The 17,250-nt window shown below is 36.0% G+C and carries 13 protein-coding genes; 2 read left to right on the top strand and 11 right to left on the bottom strand.

The genetic code is table 11. From position 1 onward, the window contains the following. Positions 1-467: 467 nt before the first annotated feature. Complete coding sequence (locus AC2CGN_RS22245; protein WP_484516293.1) at positions 468-3,662, bottom strand: bifunctional cytochrome P450/NADPH--P450 reductase; 3,195 nt, start codon at positions 3,660-3,662, stop codon at positions 468-470. Between the two features lie 297 nt (positions 3,663-3,959). Between AC2CGN_RS22245 and AC2CGN_RS22240 the strand changes: the two genes are divergently transcribed. After that, positions 3,960-5,114 carry a DUF418 domain-containing protein gene (locus tag AC2CGN_RS22240; protein WP_286923505.1) on the top strand — a complete coding sequence of 385 codons (1,155 nt, stop codon included), beginning with the start codon at positions 3,960-3,962 and terminating at the stop codon, positions 5,112-5,114. 127 nt (positions 5,115-5,241) lie between these two features. On the opposite strand, the gene AC2CGN_RS22235 is transcribed toward AC2CGN_RS22240, so the two are convergent. The 10 genes from AC2CGN_RS22235 to AC2CGN_RS22190 form a co-directional block, all read right to left on the bottom strand. Continuing rightward, complete coding sequence (locus AC2CGN_RS22235; protein ID WP_484516291.1) at positions 5,242-5,841, bottom strand: nitroreductase family protein; 600 nt, start codon at positions 5,839-5,841, stop codon at positions 5,242-5,244. Positions 5,842-6,178: 337 nt separating this feature from the next. Beyond that, complete coding sequence (locus tag AC2CGN_RS22230; protein WP_429983975.1) at positions 6,179-6,823, bottom strand: N-acetylmuramoyl-L-alanine amidase family protein; 645 nt, start codon at positions 6,821-6,823, stop codon at positions 6,179-6,181. Between the two features lie 155 nt (positions 6,824-6,978). Next, complete coding sequence (locus AC2CGN_RS22225; protein ID WP_484516289.1) at positions 6,979-8,760, bottom strand: sensor histidine kinase; 1,782 nt, start codon at positions 8,758-8,760, stop codon at positions 6,979-6,981. Then, complete coding sequence (locus AC2CGN_RS22220) at positions 8,757-9,443, bottom strand: response regulator transcription factor (RefSeq protein WP_429981812.1); 687 nt, start codon at positions 9,441-9,443, stop codon at positions 8,757-8,759. The genes AC2CGN_RS22225 and AC2CGN_RS22220 overlap by 4 nt, the downstream gene beginning before the upstream one ends. Positions 9,444-9,731: 288 nt before the next feature. Further along, positions 9,732-10,526 carry an SDR family NAD(P)-dependent oxidoreductase gene (locus AC2CGN_RS22215; RefSeq protein ID WP_429985351.1) on the bottom strand — a complete coding sequence of 265 codons (795 nt, stop codon included), beginning with the start codon at positions 10,524-10,526 and terminating at the stop codon, positions 9,732-9,734. 329 nt (positions 10,527-10,855) lie between these two features. Next, a complete protein-coding gene (locus AC2CGN_RS22210) occupies positions 10,856-11,422 on the bottom strand; it encodes a DUF4256 domain-containing protein (protein ID WP_429981810.1) in 567 nt (188 codons plus the stop codon). A 446-nt stretch (positions 11,423-11,868) separates the two neighbouring features. Further along, positions 11,869-12,684 carry an arsenite methyltransferase gene (locus AC2CGN_RS22205; RefSeq protein WP_429981809.1) on the bottom strand — a complete coding sequence of 272 codons (816 nt, stop codon included), beginning with the start codon at positions 12,682-12,684 and terminating at the stop codon, positions 11,869-11,871. Between the two features lie 13 nt (positions 12,685-12,697). Next, on the bottom strand, positions 12,698-13,747 hold the full coding sequence (arsB, locus tag AC2CGN_RS22200) for an ACR3 family arsenite efflux transporter (RefSeq protein ID WP_429987326.1): 1,050 nt from the start codon (positions 13,745-13,747) through the stop codon (positions 12,698-12,700). Further along, entirely contained in the window at positions 13,748-14,065 is a 318-nt protein-coding gene (locus AC2CGN_RS22195) for an ArsR/SmtB family transcription factor (protein ID WP_484516285.1), read from the bottom strand. It abuts the gene before it with no gap. Positions 14,066-14,621: 556 nt separating this feature from the next. After that, on the bottom strand, positions 14,622-16,040 hold the full coding sequence (locus tag AC2CGN_RS22190) for an aminotransferase-like domain-containing protein (RefSeq protein WP_484516284.1): 1,419 nt from the start codon (positions 16,038-16,040) through the stop codon (positions 14,622-14,624). A 113-nt stretch (positions 16,041-16,153) separates the two neighbouring features. Between AC2CGN_RS22190 and AC2CGN_RS22185 the strand changes: the two genes are divergently transcribed. Continuing rightward, complete coding sequence (locus AC2CGN_RS22185; RefSeq protein WP_429990201.1) at positions 16,154-17,077, top strand: DMT family transporter; 924 nt, start codon at positions 16,154-16,156, stop codon at positions 17,075-17,077. Positions 17,078-17,250 lie beyond the last annotated feature (173 nt).

The raw sequence follows: 17,250 nt of genomic DNA, 5'->3' as shown, positions 1-17,250 counted from the left end.
TAATTTACAACGCATTCACCTATAGCTGAAAATTTAGAAGCTAGCAAATGATGTTACAAGAAACATACATTGTACATTTACAAGCCTTTCGTTATGCAAGTGCAATATTTCTTTTAGGCATTTCCTCATATTAAAGCAACAGCTGTCGCTGCGTTAGCACTACGCTATCGCACAAAAAGCATCTGTTGACCCAAAGCCACCTGTGGATGTCACGGAATCGAAAAGGAGTTAATAAAGGATACTAGCCTATAATCATTGCATTCATGCGATAACGGCTAACTGACCTGCATCACGAAGGTCTAAGGGCAAAGTCGAATCCTTATCAATAATGCCTCGGCATAATTGATAAGGAATTTTTCATGCGGTTTGCAACTAATCCTTGCCATCATAATCAAAATCCCGTATTCATTAGAAAATACGGGATTTTGATAAATCAGTTTATTAAAGTAACATCTAGTTAGAAACATTTAGATACCAGCCCAAACATCTTTTCCATATCTCCCCTCAAGCTGTAAAAGATCCAACCAATTTCTTGCCTCTTGGTCACTGACCCCGTGAATATCTTGATATACGTGACAAAGAGTATTTTCAACATCTGGAGTCATTCGACTGCCATCACCACATATATAAAGGTGGGCACCGTTCTCTAATAACGAAATTAACTGAGCTCCATCTTGTTGCATTAAATGCTGTACATATGTTTTGGGGTGACCTTCCAAGCGGGAAAAAGCTGTATGCAAAGATAGTAAGCCGTCTTTTTCTTCTTTTTCTAATTCTGTACGATAGAGATAATCCATTTCTGGATGACGACAACCGAAATATAGATGAGCTTCCCCTAAGTGAACACCTTTTTGCTGTTGGACACGTCGGGCTTGTAAAAATCCACGGAATGGTGCAATGCCAGTGCCTGGTCCAACCATGATAATGGGTGTTTCTGGATTCTCAGGTAACTGAAAATTTGCTTGTGGCGTTCGAATAAAGCAGGTAATTTCATCATCATTGTGACGCTGAGCTAAATAATTAGAAGCGACTCCTTTATATTCCCCTTGACCACTCCATGCAGGTCCACTAACAACACCGACTGTAATACTTAGACGATCTGGTGTAACAAGAGGAGAGCTTGAAATAGAATAGTAACGCGGTTTAAGTGCCGGAAGAAGTTCTAAAAAACGTTCAAAACGGATTTCACATGCTTCATATTTTTCGAGAAGATCCAACATTGAAATGCGTTTCTTTAGTATTTGTTCATGATAAACTCCCTCTTCCAATAATGCTTCCAATTCATATTTATGGGGAGGGCAAGCCGTAGATGTCGCCAATTCGCGTATTTGTGCTCGAGTTGCGGCTTCCTGAACTTCTACACTATAGCTAAGAAGGTCAAATAAACGAACAGGACGGTCCAAAGGAAGGTGAGTTACACTACGTCCACTTGCACTCAGCACCACTTGTTCTTTCCCGTTTAAGCCAAAGCGTTTTAAAATTCGGCTGACATTCTCCTTGCTGTTTCCTGGCAGTACTCCAAGATGGTCTCCTTCTTGATAAGTAACCCCTTCTGGTAAGGCTATCTCGATATGCCGAGTACTTCGATCACTGCCAGTTGCTTGGAGCTCATGATTTTCTACTACAGATGCGTGAACTGCTTCATATGTCCGGGCCAGTGGAGACCCTCCCAGACTACTGACAAACTGCAAACTTAAAGTACTACGCTCTTTCTCCACATTTTTATTGAGCTCCAATCCAAAGGTTTTCATTGCATCAGACCACATGCTTCGTTTCCATTGATCGAGCTGTTCCTCAAAATCACCACTTACATCTCCTTCTCCGCGTTTAGAGAATCTTGTTCCTCCTTTTTGGGCCATTTGCTCATCAATAAATCTTGGTACCTGCTGATAGGTACTAGCCCAGTTATGATCTCCACAACCGAAAACGGCATATTGAACGTCGTTTAATTCATCCGGTTTTAGTTCCTCCAGCCACTGAACAAACTGACCTGCATTACTTGGCGGTTTTCCGTTATAAGAGGAAGTCACAATCAGAACGGCACCTTCTTTTGGCATGCTTCCAATTCGATCATTAAGCGCAGCTACTTCCGTTTGAACACCATGTAAACTAGCTGTGTCCGCAAGTTCTCTGGCAACACCTTCTGCTACCCCTGTATCAGAGCCGTAAAGAACCAGCAGAGGAAGATTATTGATCCCAATAAGTGATGGTATATTCTGAACATTTTGTTCAATTTTATCATCCTTTCGTGTCTCCTCTTTGGGTGGAGGAACGGCAGGATGGATGGCATCTTGATTTCGGGATTGAATCTTAATCTTAAAATCATTTGGCTTTAGCGTTAATGTTTGCTTAACATCCAACTGATAGTTTTGATAATCAATCAATTCAAAATGTTGGAGAAGCATGCCTAGTACAAGAGTTGCCTCGTGGAGAGCAAACTGCATACCGATACATGCCCGCTGACCATTTCCAAATGGCTTATAAGCATGATGTGGAACTTTATCCGGATCCTCGAATCGTTCAGGCTGGAACTCTTCCGTATTTTCTCCCCATGCGTCTTTATCCCGATGCAGCTGTGGAATAAGAACGGAAATACGATCTTCTTTCTTAATTAGGTATTTCCCGCCAATCACCGTATCTTCTTTTGGATAAAGGCTAAATGCTGGAGCGGTAGGCCATAGACGTAGCGATTCATTTAAAATCATCCGTATATATTTAAGTTGCAGAACCTGTTGATATGTCGGAGTGTGACCTGTTAATACCTGATCTACTTCTTCATAGGCTTTTCTCAATTTGTCCGGATTTTTCAATAAGAAATAAATCGCAAAGGATAATAATCCACTTGTTGTCTCATGCCCGGCTATTAAAAAGGTAATGATTTGGAAACGAATATTTTCATCATCCAGTTTTTCGCCTGTTTCTGGATCCTTCACATTTAACATACGAGAAAGTAAATCATTTTCTTCCTGGCTTTCTTTTGCTTTACGTTCAGCAATAATATTATCCACTAAAGAAAACATAGTTTGGATGTCATACTGAAATTGACGTTTCGTTCGCAACATGAGTTTGTCCTCTATATCTAGTCGCTGTAATTGATGCATCGCTTCATCTAGAGCACGAGTCATACTAGTGATAAAAGGATGTGGGGTCTCACGATAATAACTATTAAATCGGTAATTAAAGCCACATAAACCAATCGTGTCTAATGTTAGACGGGTCATATCCTCTGGGACATTCACCACTTCATTCGGATTAAGTCTTGCCCATTTTTGAACAAGCTGTACAGCAATATCAACCATCATGTGATGGTAATCCTTCATGGCTCGTTGACTGAAGGTAGGCATCAGTATATTATGAGCTTTTTTCCAGTTCGGCTCGTAAGTCCAGCTTGTAAATAAACCGTCTCCAGCAAAGGATCGAACCTTTGCTAAAGCACCCTCTGCACTTTTATCGAAGCGTGACTGATCACAAACCTCTTCTACTAGTTCATGTCCAGAAATGACAATGATGCTGTCTCTTAAAGTTTGAAGCCGAAAAATGGGACCATACTCTCCCGCTAGTTTGATAAACGATAGGGTCGGTTTATCTTTATCGATTAATGGGATATTCCCCAGCGGTCCATATGTTTTCGGTTGAGGAATAGTAGACGCTTTTTTTTCCATTAAAAACACACCCTTTCAAAAAAGTATGAAACACAATTTCATACAGAAAGTAAACACCACTATAGTGCACCTAAAGTCCATTATACCCTTCAAGATGAGGGTTATTCGGTGAGCCTAAAAAGAGTCCAACCTTAATGTGTCCCAAATGATTAAGAAAAAATAAGAGGAGAAAAAAGTTTTTAATAATCACTTTTTAATCCTTTTATTTGTTTAAGCTTTTTTTAAGGTATCGATTATTTTGCTATAAGGTTATTCCAATATACTTACAATATAGTTAATGAATAGTGAGGTTTTCTAATGGAAATAAAACGAGTTTCTTTTATTGATTGTATGCGAGGATTTAGTTTATTTGGGATATTGCTCGCGAATTTACTGATTTTTCAATTTGGAATGCAAGGAAAGGAAAATCTAAAGGGCTTATCGCTGCTCGATCAAGGTGCATATTATTTCTTGAAGGTTGTTGTTGAAAGCTCATTTATGCCAATCTTTACATTACTTTTCGGCTTTTCACTGATGAAGCTAGTGGAATCTGCACGCCGAAAAGGGAGAAAAAGTAGATGGGTCATTCTTCGTCGAAGCATCGGGCTTATTGTATTAGGATGGTTACACCACTTATTCATTTGGGAGGGTGATATTTTACTATTTTATGGTTTAATGATTCCTATATTAGTTCTTTTTATCAATCGAAAAGCCAAAACTGCATTTATTTGGGCAGGGATATTGTTTGTTATTACTATCGCACTGTCATATGGTCAAAGTGAGGTTTCAAAGAAAGAACAGCAAGAGAAGGATACGTATGCTGCAAAAGAAAGTCATATGTATGCGAATGGTACTTATGCAGAAATATTTGATTTCCGTCTCAATCCAGAGCCATCAGAAACGGAAAAGCCTGCAGAAATCGCTCTTATGATATTGATGGCACCAATTCTTCTTTTACCATTATTTTTAGTAGGCATGGGTCTTGCCAAGGTACGTGCATTTGAGAATATAGAGCAGGAGAAAAAATGGTATATGTTAGGAGCACTTCTTGTACCAATTGGGCTGTTATGCAAGTCTTTAAGTTTAATGGAAAACAATTTTTCTGTAATGCTTTCGATGGGCGGTGCTCAGTTATTATCGTTAGGCTATGTATGTTTAGCTGCCTTACTGTATAAATTTTGGCATACCTCTATTATTTCTCAGGCCTTTGAATGTGTCGGTAAGCTATCATTAACAAATTATTTAATGCAATCGATTATTTGTACGACTGTCTTTTATGGCTATGGTTTAGGGCTGTTTGGAAAAATTGGCGTCTTTAATGGCATATTGTTCGGGCTTATTGTCTATAGTTTCCAATGTGTTATGAGCTTTTTATACTTGAAAAAATGGAAGCGCGGTCCATTCGAACAAATTTTACGTATGTGGACGAATTGGTCATTAAGGGGCCGTTTAAAGCAAAAAGAACAAGTTTAAAATGAATTAAACAGGGGTTGGGACATAACAAAAACAGTGAGAAATCAATTTTATAAATGTTGATTTCTCGCGGTTTTTTGAAGAGTTTAAAACCAATTCCGCTAAGTACAGGCTTCGTATACATTAATTACTTGTAGAATTTTATTCGATTTTCAAGTGGTTGGAATTCTTTTTCGCCTGGTGTTACCGTCGGATTGCCAAATGGCATTTGAGCAATTAGCTTCCAATTATCAGGGATATTCCATTCTTTTTTCACTTCATTGTCAATTAATGGATTATAATGTTGTAATGAAGCTCCTAATCCCTCTGCTTCCAATGCTGCCCATACAACTAGCTGGTGCATACCTGATGCTTGATTTGACCAAATTGGAAAGTTCTCAGCATATGCAGCAAATTGCTCTTGAAGCGATTTAACTACAGCTTCATCTTCTAAGAATAAAACTGTCCCATAACCTGCTTTAAAGGAATCCATTTTTTGTTGAGTACCTGAAAAATCACTATCTCCAACTACTTTTCTTAATGTTTCAGTTGTGATGTCCCACAATTTATTATGTGCCTCACCTGATAATACAACAATACGTGCAGTTTGAGAGTTGAATGCTGATGGAGTATATTTCACAGCGAATTCTATAATTTCTTTAATTCTTTCATCCGATATTTTTACCTCTTTATTAATTCCGTAGTAAGTACGTCTTTCTTTAAGTGTAGTGTAGAAATCTTTTGTCATAATTTTCTTCCTCCCAATTTACTAAATTTCTTTTTACACACATTGCATCTGTCACTTAGGGATTTTTACTTACCAAATCATTTAGAATCTTCAAATGGCTGTTTTATTTTTTAAAACCTCGCCTACACCTGTAAGTCAAGGCCATCAATAGCACTGCTATTTTTTAATTCTTTTGGCAAATTTCCCTATTTATACTATTTTAAGTATTATGCTCCAGGTACATATTTAGTGTTCAAAAAATATGGTATCCAAACAGACAATAGAGTATACAAATGTCGGTGGATTTAATAGGTGCAGGCTAAGCACTTGAGAAGTATGATTTATGAAATTGATTCAACTAATTAAAATACTCAATAATGCCATCTACAATTCCCTGTTGTGTTTTTGCTTGAAATTTTGCTGAATTCATTCTTTTTTCGTCATCTTCGTTAGATGTAAATCCTAATTCAATCAATATAGCTGGTGAGGAATTTTCTTTTAGTACATAGAAATCACTTCCTTGTATACCTCGATTTCGAGTAGTTATTTTTTGATTAAAAATCGATTTTTGAACAATTTCAGCTAATTTCTTATCATGTTTTTTATTCGCTCCATAATGTGTTGTTATTCCTTTCACATTAGTATCCTCAAAAGCATCGTGGTGAATGCTAATAAATAAATCAGCGTAATAATCGCTAGCTACCTTAACACGGGCTCGTAATTCTTCCTTTTGATTCGTTTCAGAAAGTAAACTGGTATCATTCTCACGTGTTAAGATAACTTTTGCATTTGTCCTATTTTCTATCTCTTTTTTCAAATTTTGAGCTACTTTTAAATTAAGATCTTTTTCAATTGTACCTAGTACCTCCCCTGTCGCCCCTCGATCTCTTCCACCATGCCCCGGATCAATTACAATTATTTTATCGCTCAAATGGTAACCATCTTTTGGAACATTTTTTTTCGCTTTCATATGTAGCAAACAAAATCCAGTAATTATTAACATAATACATCCGAGCAAAATAATTATTTTTTTCATACAAAAAACTCCTTATCAGTTTCAATACATTGTCTAAAGAAATAGTAATGAAGACTAATAAAGATTAAATGCAGATTAGATCGATTTTGTTTAAAATATAAAAAACGTGTAGAAATGAAACTCTACACGTTTTTATTTAAATAGAAATAAAATAATACGCCATTTTTAGTATTCGATACACCATATGGCATACCATGTAACTCTAAAATATTTTTGGAAATAGCTAGCCCCAATCCCGTACCACTATTGGTGCGTTTACGAGAGGTGTCTCCCCTGTAAAAACGATCCCATATTTTCTCTAAATGTTCTGGAGCAATATGTGTGCCTTTGTTCTCTATACATATTTTTACACGATCTTCTTCTTCCATCGTTGAAATGATAATATTTTCGTTTTCAGGCGTATATCGAATAGCATTGCTAATAAAGTTCGTAATCACCTGTTCAATTCTATTTTGATTTGCAGCTACTTTAATTTTGGAAAGAGATTTACGAACGTGTAGTTGCCTTTTTGAAATATCTAAAGCTAGTTGATCGGTTATATACTCTATTACCTCATCAATAAAGAAAACATCCATTTCCAACTTATACGTTCCAGACTCAAATTTTGCTAGCTCTAGCATATCAATAATTAGCATATCCATTCGATCTATTTCCTTTGCCATTGCTTGAAAGTAATGTTCCTTTTTATTACTAGCAACACCATCTTCTAAAATAGAAATACAGCTTTTCATTATACTTAAAGGTGTCTTTAATTCATGTGAAACACCGGCAATAAATTCTTTACGTGTATTTTCTAATTGTTTTTCTTTCTCTATATCTTGCTGTAATTGGACTATATATGAATGTAAAGTTGTCGAAAGTGTATTAATATTTTTTGATAGATCACCGATTTCATCTTTAGTAGTAACGGGAATCATTTCAGAAAAATCCAAATCCGCGATTTTTTTTGTTGTATGATTTATTTGTAACAAAGGTTTAGCGATTTTTTTAGAGTAATAGAACGATACTAAGACAATTAGAAGCAATACAAAAATAATTAAGTATACATAGTAATCTTTTATCATCTGAACAGCCTCATCAACCGGTTGTAGGGAGGTCAAAGCAAAAATATAATTTGTTTCCCCCATTGAATCTTTTGTCGGTTTAATGATGACTTTATAGGTAACACCATTTTCCTTATAATCCATTATTTCTGTGGAATCTAAATAATGTTGCTTGTCATTCGTTATTAAATCCACCTGAAATTGTTTTATTCTATTAATTAACACACGATTGGCATAAATAAAGTTTGCCCCTACAGTTTTCTGTGGTAATTGTAAGTTCGTGATATTTCCAACCAAGTAAATTTGTGAATCTGAAGTTGGAGAAGTTTGTTTTCCGTAGATTTTCTCTGAAAGTTGCCGATTCTCTAAAACAATATCCCCATTTTCAACTGTTAATATAGTAGGAAGTAATGTATCTCCTTGTTTTACGCCATCAATAAAGATCCGACTTCCTTGCTCTAGCAGGAACGTTATTCTATCCATATCCTCAAAATCGATAAAACTATACAAGGGGATATGGATTAAACGATTCGAAAATTCTTTATGCTGAGAAGAATCTAATTGTACTTCTAATGAAAAATCATTTGCGGTTTTAATATTTCCAGAACTATCTAACGTTGTAACCCATGATGAATTATCTAGATAAAAATTCTCCTCCATCTTTCGGGTTGTTTGCGTATTATATTCAGCTTTTTTAGATAATTTTTCATAGGTTTCAATACTTTTTTGAACATCATCAACTTTTCTACTAGCATAATATTCCTTAAAAAAAAGGGTTTGACCAATAAAAATAGTAACTAAAATTAGTGTACATAATGCTGTTGTCAGCACAAATAATTTTAATACGATTCCTTTTTTCATAAATTCCCCTCAAATTTATAACCACTTCGGACAACTGTTACAATACAAGTAGCTTTGTGTCCTAGTTTATGACGTAAATTACGGATATGACTATTGACGGTTCGATCGTCACCTGCAAATTCATACCCCCAAATCTTAATAATTAATTGTTCTCTCGTCAAAATAATTCCTTGATTTTGCATTAAATACGTTAAAATTTCAAATTCGGTATATGTCAGGTTGATAATTTCTCCGTCAACAGTTACTGTTCGTGAGGGAATATGTACATGAATGCCATTACTAGATAAAATATCTTCTGTTGATACTTTACCAGCAGAACTATAACGACTCTCTATTAATCGCTTCACTCTTGCTAATAAAATGGGTGGACTATAAGGTTTTGTCACATAGTCATCTGCCCCCAGCTCAAAACCAAGTAATGTATCATCTTCATCGGCACGTGCCGTTAACATAATGATAGGTACATTGGATGTTTTCCGAACCCTTCGACAAATTGACCATCCATCTAATTCTGGTAACATGATATCTAATATCATTAAATGAACTTCGTGATTTTCAAAAATAGTTAAAGCTTCTTTTCCATCTGCTGCTTCTAATACTCCAAAACCTTCATTTAATAAATAATCTTTAACTATTTCACGTAAAATATCCTCGTCTTCTACAAGTAAAATCGTCTTCTGCATAACTTCTCCAAATTTTCTATAATAATTTTTTGTGTTTAAACTTGTCTGTAAACACATTGTATCAGAATGAAATAGATATCATATCAAAAATAAATAATTTTAACTCTTTCTAAATTCATATCCTTTTAACACGGGTATACTTCCTCTTTCACGGCATTACTTTTTTCTGTATTCCTTCAAAATTACTGGTAATATACGGAAAATAAAAAAAGGCAAAGGAATAGGTTCCAATGCCATTTTGCTTGATTAATTTGAGATTTCTAGGAGGATAGAAGAATTTAAACTATCCTAAAATACACTACGTACTAATCCCCCATCGATTCTCAACGCAGAACCATTAATAGCGGAAGAAAGTGGGCTACTTAAAAATGTCACAAAATGCGCAATTTCTTCTGGGCGAATGAGTCTCTGAATTATAGAGGTTGGCCGATTTTCCTTCATAAAGCGCACCTCAGCTTCTTCCAACGTCAAATCTTCATTAGGATATAGGGTATTTAGCATAGTTTCCACGCCCTCTGTAAAAGTAGAACCTGGCATAATTGAGTTGACGGTTACCTTTGTTTCTTTAGTCAGCTCAGCTAAACTACGAGAAAGTGAGAGCTGCATTGTCTTCGTTGCGCTATAATGAGCCATTTCTTGTGATGGCATAATAGCTGCCTCACTCGCAATAAAGATAACCCTTCCTTCCTTTTTTTGAATCATTTGATTGAGATACCAGCGAGTAAGCCGAACACCACTCATAATATTGACCTCAAACATCTTAAACCAATCCTCATCAGAGATATCAAAATATTCTTTTGGCTCAAAAATCCCTAGGTTATTTATTAGAATATCTACTTTTGAGAATTTGTCTATAGCCATTTGACAACCCTCTTCGGTTCCTAAATCAGAGACTAATGATTGAAGGTTAGCTTGAGGATACTGTACTTGAATTTCTTTTATTGTTTGATGAACCTTTTCTTCATGGCGTCCATTAATAATGACAGTAACACCTTCTGCTACTAATGATTTTGCAATGGCTTTCCCAATTCCTGCAGTAGATCCCGTAACTAGCGCTGTTTTCCCTTTCAAATTTAGAAACATATTAAACCCCTCTCAATTACCTTTATAAGATTGCTTTATGGTTAAAGTATGGGTTTCTTCCCTTCTTTTAAACAAAAAACAATTTAAGAAGGAGCGGGTATACAACACCCTCCTCATTAAAATGAGATGACATGTACAAATATGGAAATACAAATAACTTGTTTTTTGGGAAACCTTAGGTAAAAAATTCTACAATGGAATATTGAAAAAGTTGGGATTGACTAGAATTAGTAGGGCATTCAATATCGCACCTAGAAATGCTTAAGCACATAATTATTCATAGTACTGATCTGACCAGCATATCCTCTCCAATATTGGAGTACCTTATGTTAGACCCTTAGCGAGCCACGGAAGCCCCTAGCCGCATAGTAGGAATCTGCTCCATTATGGTACACAAAAACAGTGTCGTAACGATAGTCACAAAAGAGGGCCCCACCGAGTTTTCTAATATTTACAGGTGTTTGGACCCAGCTTGATGTTTTCAAATCGAAATTTTCAAGTTTCTGCAACTCGCGGTATTGCTCTTCCGTTAAAAGTTCAATGCCCATTGCAGTTGCCATATCAATAGCATTATTTTCTGGTTTGTGTTTTTTTCTTGACTCCAACGCTTCACGATCATAACAAATACTTCTGCGACCTTTAGGACTTTCTGCTGAACAATCATAAAAAATGTATTCGTCCGTCTTATTATCATGGCCAACTACATCTGGTTCACCGCCAGTTACTTCCATTTCATTAAGTGACCACAGTTTTTCAGTATTTGCTTCGAGCCTAGCTTGTACTTTAGCCCAGTCAAGATCTTTATGGCGATTCATATTTTTCTCAAAACGTGCTTTCAAAGTGCTAAGTAGTTCCTCCCGTTGTTCTAGTGATAATTCCATATTACTCTTAGTCATATTATTTCCCCTTTATTGTTTTTAATAAGTTCTTAATTAAACATTAATACCAGTGGCTAAAACTCTAAATGTCAAAATATCCGTGTACATTTTGCTAGTCTAAGTATGTACACTTTCGCTGATTAACTTACCTTCTATACAAGTTCGTAAATAATCACAACTTGACACGGAGTCTTTCCTCTCATGATTCGATAGCCTAGAATCTAGCTATACCAAGGGCTTCTAACCGGCTTAAGGCTATCTTGCCCACCACTTCTTATAATTACTTCTCTTAATTTTACATTATTTTTTTTGAGATTTATTGTTTTTTCTAAAAACAATAAATTTCTATAATAAAGGAATATGAGAAACTAAAAATCGTTATGGACTTAGGAATCTTAGCTTCGCCCTTGACTCCTATAAAATTTACTTGGATTATAATTAATTCATTTTTTAAATATTCATTATCAATAGTTCCCCTTTTTAACAGCTTGAATAATAGCTGAGACAATGTAATTTTCTAAATCATGATGGGGTTCCCATTCACGGATAAATTCTTTCGACTCATCTTTTGGTATGATTGAGATATTTATAAAGCCTGCATCTTTTAAAAGTGCTTTGTATTCTTCAATCGAAATGGCACCAGAAACGCAACCAGAATATAGATTCATATCTAATAAATAACTCTCTGGTAAGGCTGTCGTTAACACAACATCTGAAATTGCTAAACGACCAGCTTTTTTTAAAATACGATAGGCTTCTTTAAATACCTGTCGTTTGTTTGGCGATAGATTAATCACACAATTTGAAATGATAATATCAGCAGTATCATCCGCAACCGGCATATGTTCTATTTCACCTAAACGAAATTCTACTTGTTCATATCCAGGTTTTTCTGCATTACGACGTGCCTTAGTTATCATTTCAGGTGTCATATCAATGCCAATTACCCGTCCTTTTTTCCCTACCTTTGGTGCAGCCAAGAAGCAATCGAAGCCACCACCTGAGCCTAAATCGACAACAATTTCTCCAGGCTTCAAGTTCGCAATAGTTTGTGGGTTGCCACAGCTAAGCCCCATATTAGCTCCGTTGGGGATAGAAGCTAGTTCCTCTTTTGTATAGCCCATTTTCTGAGAGATCTCTTCAATGGAAACATTTTGATTATCTTTTGGATTACAGCAGCTAGGAGCTAACGTACTGCATCCCTGTGTATTTTCTAATTTCAAAGCAACTTTCGCATAGCTTTCACGTACATTTGTACGAATATCATCTTCTCTTCTCATTTAAAATCCTCCCTTAATGGTTAAAATATTTTTTCTGCCAGCGTAACGCAACCCATACAAGTCCTATTAGTACTGGTACTTCAACGAGTGGTCCGATTACAGCAGCAAAGGCCACTCCACTATGAAGCCCAAAAATACCTACAGCTACAGCAATGGCTAATTCAAAATTGTTACTAGCTGCTGTAAATGAAAGGGCTGCGGTGACCGGATAAGATGCCCCTGCTTTGTGTGAAGAGAAGAATGAAACAACAAACATGACTACAAAGTAAATAAATAATGGAATCGCAATTCGCACTACATCGAGTGGTAGTTCCACTAATTTCTCACCCTTTAAAGCAAACATCATGACAATCGTGAAAAGAAGAGCTATTAAAGTAAGTGGTGAAAGTTTGGGTAGAAACTTTTCCTCATACCACTGTTTCCCTTTACTCTTTAAACTTATCCATCGTGTTAGGAAACCAGCAGCAAATGGTATGCCTAAATAGATAAGGACGCTTTTAGTAATCTCCAACATTGAAATAGATACATTGAAATTATCTAAACCAAACCAACCAGGTAATATATTTAAGAAAAAGAAAGCAAAAACTGAATATGTCATGATTTGAAAAATGGAGTTAAAAGCAACTAAACCAGCAACATATTCACGGTCTCCACGTGCCAGATCATTCCATACTATCACCATTGCAATACATCGAGCTAAGCCAATCATAATGAGTCCAGCCATGTACTCTGGATAATCACGTAAGAAGATGATTGCTAAAAAGAACATTAAGAATGGTCCAAGCAACCAGTTTTGAAATAGTGATAGTAAAAGCACCTTCCAATCCTTAAACACCCGCCACATTTCCTCATATTTCACTTTCGCTAATGGTGGATACATCATGACAATTAGCCCTAAAGCAATTGGTATGGACGTTGTGCCAATAGACATGAACTCTAGTACTTCACCAATACTGGGCATTGTGACACTAATTAAAACACCTACCCCCATTGCTACAAATATCCAAAGAGTAAGATAACGATCTAGAAAAGATAGCTGTTTAGTTAAGGATTCATTATTCATTTATTCCTCTCCTTCATGGCAACAGTCTGAGACCCAATTACACCTATTTAAAGGCTGAATTTGTTCTAAAATACCCTGCATAAGAGGCGTTTGATCTTCCACCAATCGATAATGCTTCCAAGTCCCTACTTTTCGTTCAATGATAATGTCTGCCTCCTTTAATTTTCGTAAATGCTGACTAACTGCTGGTTGTGAAATCCCTAGAACATCCACAAAATCACATACACATACCTCCCCGTTTTTCATACATGCAAGTAATTTAATGCGATTAAAGTCAGCTGCTGCCTTTAATTGTTTTTCAATGTGTGTATTGTCCATGTTTTTGCCTCCTTTTATATAACCATTTACTTATATATAACTTAGAAAAATAGAAAACCATCACCAAGTATTGTTCATTAAATTTGTATATAACTATATACTTATATTATGGGTTGGAAATCAAAATTACAATAGGAAATTATTTATTTTAATGATACATACATAATATCTACATTATGTCAGACTCCCTACCAGTCAGCACATCAGATTAAATACTTCATTGATAGCTATTCAAAATCATCTAACAAAAGTTTTACGGTATGATTTATCCCCTACTCTTGAGCAAGAATTATGAAGAAACTCCAACAAACGGTTCAGTTCAAGAAGATCCCATTTAGTTCCAGTTACTTTTTCAAAAAGGATACGTTGGAAGATATGTGCCCTTCAGCCAACTTTATGATAGTAATATGCCAACTCACCTTTCCGATTCAAAGGGAGTTTCTTTGTTTTTACATTTTTTTAAAGAGGTTAATTTTATGAACCCAACTTTCGCACAGCAAAATAGGAAGACAGGCCTTGATATAGTTATGCAAACCTTTAATCAAAGCCTCTCCCCTCACATAGAAAGAGATTGTGCTACTGCCACAAACCCTTTTACCCCTTCACGTAGCTGTATTTCATTTACGTATGAATAGCTTAAACGTATCCAGGATGATAGTTGTTTTAATGGATCACAAACTTGACCTGGCACAAAGGATATAGATTGCTCAATACTTTTGCTTAATAATAATTCAGTTGGAAGTGTATCTGGAAGCTGCACCCATAAATTAAGACCACCTTTTGGACTGATCCATTTCCAATCTGTTACTGCTAGCTCTTCCTCCATAATTTCCTTTCGGATCTGAAGGGCAATCCGTATTTTCTCTAGGTGCTGCTGCAATCTTAGTGATGAAAAGTAATGGAGAAAAATTTTTTGATTGAGAAGCGGTGAGCCATTATCAGCTAATGATTTTACTGTTAGTAGTGCATTCATTAAGGATGAGGGACAGATAACAGCCGCGATTCTCAAACCAGGTGAGATATATTTACAGAAGCTTCGGATATAAATGACGGTCCCAGCTGCATCATAAGTGTAAATTGGTGGTGGCGGGGCATGATCAAAATAGATGTCGTGATAGGCATCGTCCTCAATGATTAAAAAACGATATTGTTCAGCTAATTCTACTAATTTTTTGCGCTGCTCGATGGAAACAGTATAACCAGTCGGGTTATGGAATGTTGGGTTAAGATAAAATAGCAGTGGTTTATATTGTTTAATATAGTATTCAACTTGCTCTAAATCGTACCCGTCTGGATGGATATCAACCGTTACAATCTGTGCTCCCTGCGCTCTAAAAATATCAATTGCAGCACTGTAGCTTGGACGTTCAAATAAAACGACGTCTCCTGGCTTAATAAAAGTTTGCGCGATTAAGTGTATCGCTTGCTGTGAGCCTGAGGTGATTAACAGATTATCTGCATGGATGTGAGTTTTATATTGATTGATAAAATATTGAGCAAGTGTTTCACGTAACTCCAAATCACCTTGCACCGTAGAGTAGGTTGCAAGTACTTTTGGATAAAGGTCAAACACGTTCTTCACATATTCTGAAAAATAATGATTCGGCAAAAGATTGGGATCAATTAATGCCTGAGAAAACTGATAGGAAACAGGAGTTTGATGGATTTCAGATAAATGATTTTTTTGTACATAGGCAGAAACAATTGGATTGTCTAGGTTTAGGTACTCAAGATTTTTCTTCCCATTTGATTGTACAAAATAGCCTGCTTTATCTTTTACATAAACTTTGTCATGCTGTTTCAGTAATTGATATGCCTTTAAGATGGTTAATCGATGAACATTCATTTCACATGCTAATTGCCGTACGGAGGGAATCTTTTCATGCTCTTTCCATTCTTTTCGTTCTATTCTGTGAAGTACATAATCGTATACTTTCTTAAAAAGATAGTCCTCATTTCTAATTGCTTTCCTCACATCGATTCCTCCTTTTCAAAACGATTGTACCACGTCCCAAGCTAATCTGTTCTATCTTTTTCAATCTGTTCTATCCTCTGTCTTTTATGATAGAAAAAGAGGAGGAGTTTTATATGGTTATTATTAATTATTTCTTTATGTGTTTGATTTTTGGAACGACATTTTTAGCGATAAAAATTGGTGTTGATGCAGGCGTGCCTCCATTTTTATCAGCTGGACTTCGTTTTTTCATTGCTGGTTTGCTGCTATTTAGTTTTATGGTGTGGAGAAAGAAAACAACAATAAGGTTATTATTTCGGAAAGAGATGTTTTTTACAGGAGTAGGTTTAACCTTCGGGACGTTTGCCACATTATACTGGGCAGAACAGTATGTAACATCAGGGATTGCAGCGGTCTTATCTGCTACAGGTCCAATGATGATCATCATTATTCAGACATTCATCTTGAAGCAAAAAGGAAATCGGAATTCATTCATTGGTTGTATCGTGGGAGTCATTGGTGTCACGCTCTTGATCTTACCTAGCTTTTCAATTGAGATTAGCCCCTTCTGGATGATTGGTTGTTTCGCTATTATACTGGGTGAAGCTTTTTATGCATCTGGAACGATTTATACGAAGCATGTCATTCGAAAATTTGAAGCGACATCACCGATAGCTTTAAATGCAGCCCAAATGATGCATGGTGGGATTCTATTAATCATTTTGTCATTTTTTACCGAGAACATTCAGCTTGATTATCTTTTAAGTCCAGCTTCCATTGGCTCTTTTCTTTATTTAACGATTGTTGGTTCAATGATCGGCCATAGTATTTATTATTGGCTCGTCTCACGGACAAATCCTGTTTTTCCTTCTACATGGCTGTATATTTCACCTTTAATTGCTGTTATGCTAGGGGTTGCATTCTATCATGAATATATTTCTTGGCTAACTGGTATAGGAACTTTGACGATTATTGTAGGAACGGTTTTAGTCAATTACGAAACATTACGGAAGCTACATTGGAGGAAGGGTACTATTCTTCAGGATGTCAAAAATTAACCTGCTAGATTTTCATAAACTTTAATCAAATTATCGTATCCTAAAGATACATTTAGGAAATCTTGAATCTACTGTCAAATGACATAGATATAACAAAAGGGAATGTATTTACCCCCATCCACAACAGGATGGGGGTATTCGTTTTGGAGGTATTTATCGATATTGCGGATAGT

This window comes from Lysinibacillus sp. DFXJR4 (assembly GCF_057196045.1).
This window is presented reverse-complemented; position numbering and strand designations above follow the sequence as displayed.

Excerpts from the sequence above, each read along its gene's own strand:
- AC2CGN_RS22245 (WP_484516293.1), bottom strand. The coding sequence starts at position 3,662 with ATGGAAAAAAAAGCGTCTACTATTCCTCAACCGAAAACATATGGACCG.
- AC2CGN_RS22240 (WP_286923505.1), top strand. The coding sequence starts at position 3,960 with ATGGAAATAAAACGAGTTTCTTTTATTGATTGTATGCGAGGATTTAGT.
- AC2CGN_RS22235 (WP_484516291.1), bottom strand. The coding sequence starts at position 5,841 with ATGACAAAAGATTTCTACACTACACTTAAAGAAAGACGTACTTACTAC.
- AC2CGN_RS22230 (WP_429983975.1), bottom strand. The coding sequence starts at position 6,823 with ATGTTAATAATTACTGGATTTTGTTTGCTACATATGAAAGCGAAAAAA.
- AC2CGN_RS22225 (WP_484516289.1), bottom strand. The coding sequence starts at position 8,760 with ATGAAAAAAGGAATCGTATTAAAATTATTTGTGCTGACAACAGCATTA.
- AC2CGN_RS22220 (WP_429981812.1), bottom strand. The coding sequence starts at position 9,443 with ATGCAGAAGACGATTTTACTTGTAGAAGACGAGGATATTTTACGTGAA.
- AC2CGN_RS22215 (WP_429985351.1), bottom strand. The coding sequence starts at position 10,526 with ATGTTTCTAAATTTGAAAGGGAAAACAGCGCTAGTTACGGGATCTACT.
- AC2CGN_RS22210 (WP_429981810.1), bottom strand. The coding sequence starts at position 11,422 with ATGACTAAGAGTAATATGGAATTATCACTAGAACAACGGGAGGAACTA.
- AC2CGN_RS22205 (WP_429981809.1), bottom strand. The coding sequence starts at position 12,684 with ATGAGAAGAGAAGATGATATTCGTACAAATGTACGTGAAAGCTATGCG.
- arsB (WP_429987326.1), bottom strand. The coding sequence starts at position 13,747 with ATGAATAATGAATCCTTAACTAAACAGCTATCTTTTCTAGATCGTTAT.
- AC2CGN_RS22195 (WP_484516285.1), bottom strand. The coding sequence starts at position 14,065 with ATGGACAATACACACATTGAAAAACAATTAAAGGCAGCAGCTGACTTT.
- AC2CGN_RS22185 (WP_429990201.1), top strand. The coding sequence starts at position 16,154 with ATGGTTATTATTAATTATTTCTTTATGTGTTTGATTTTTGGAACGACA.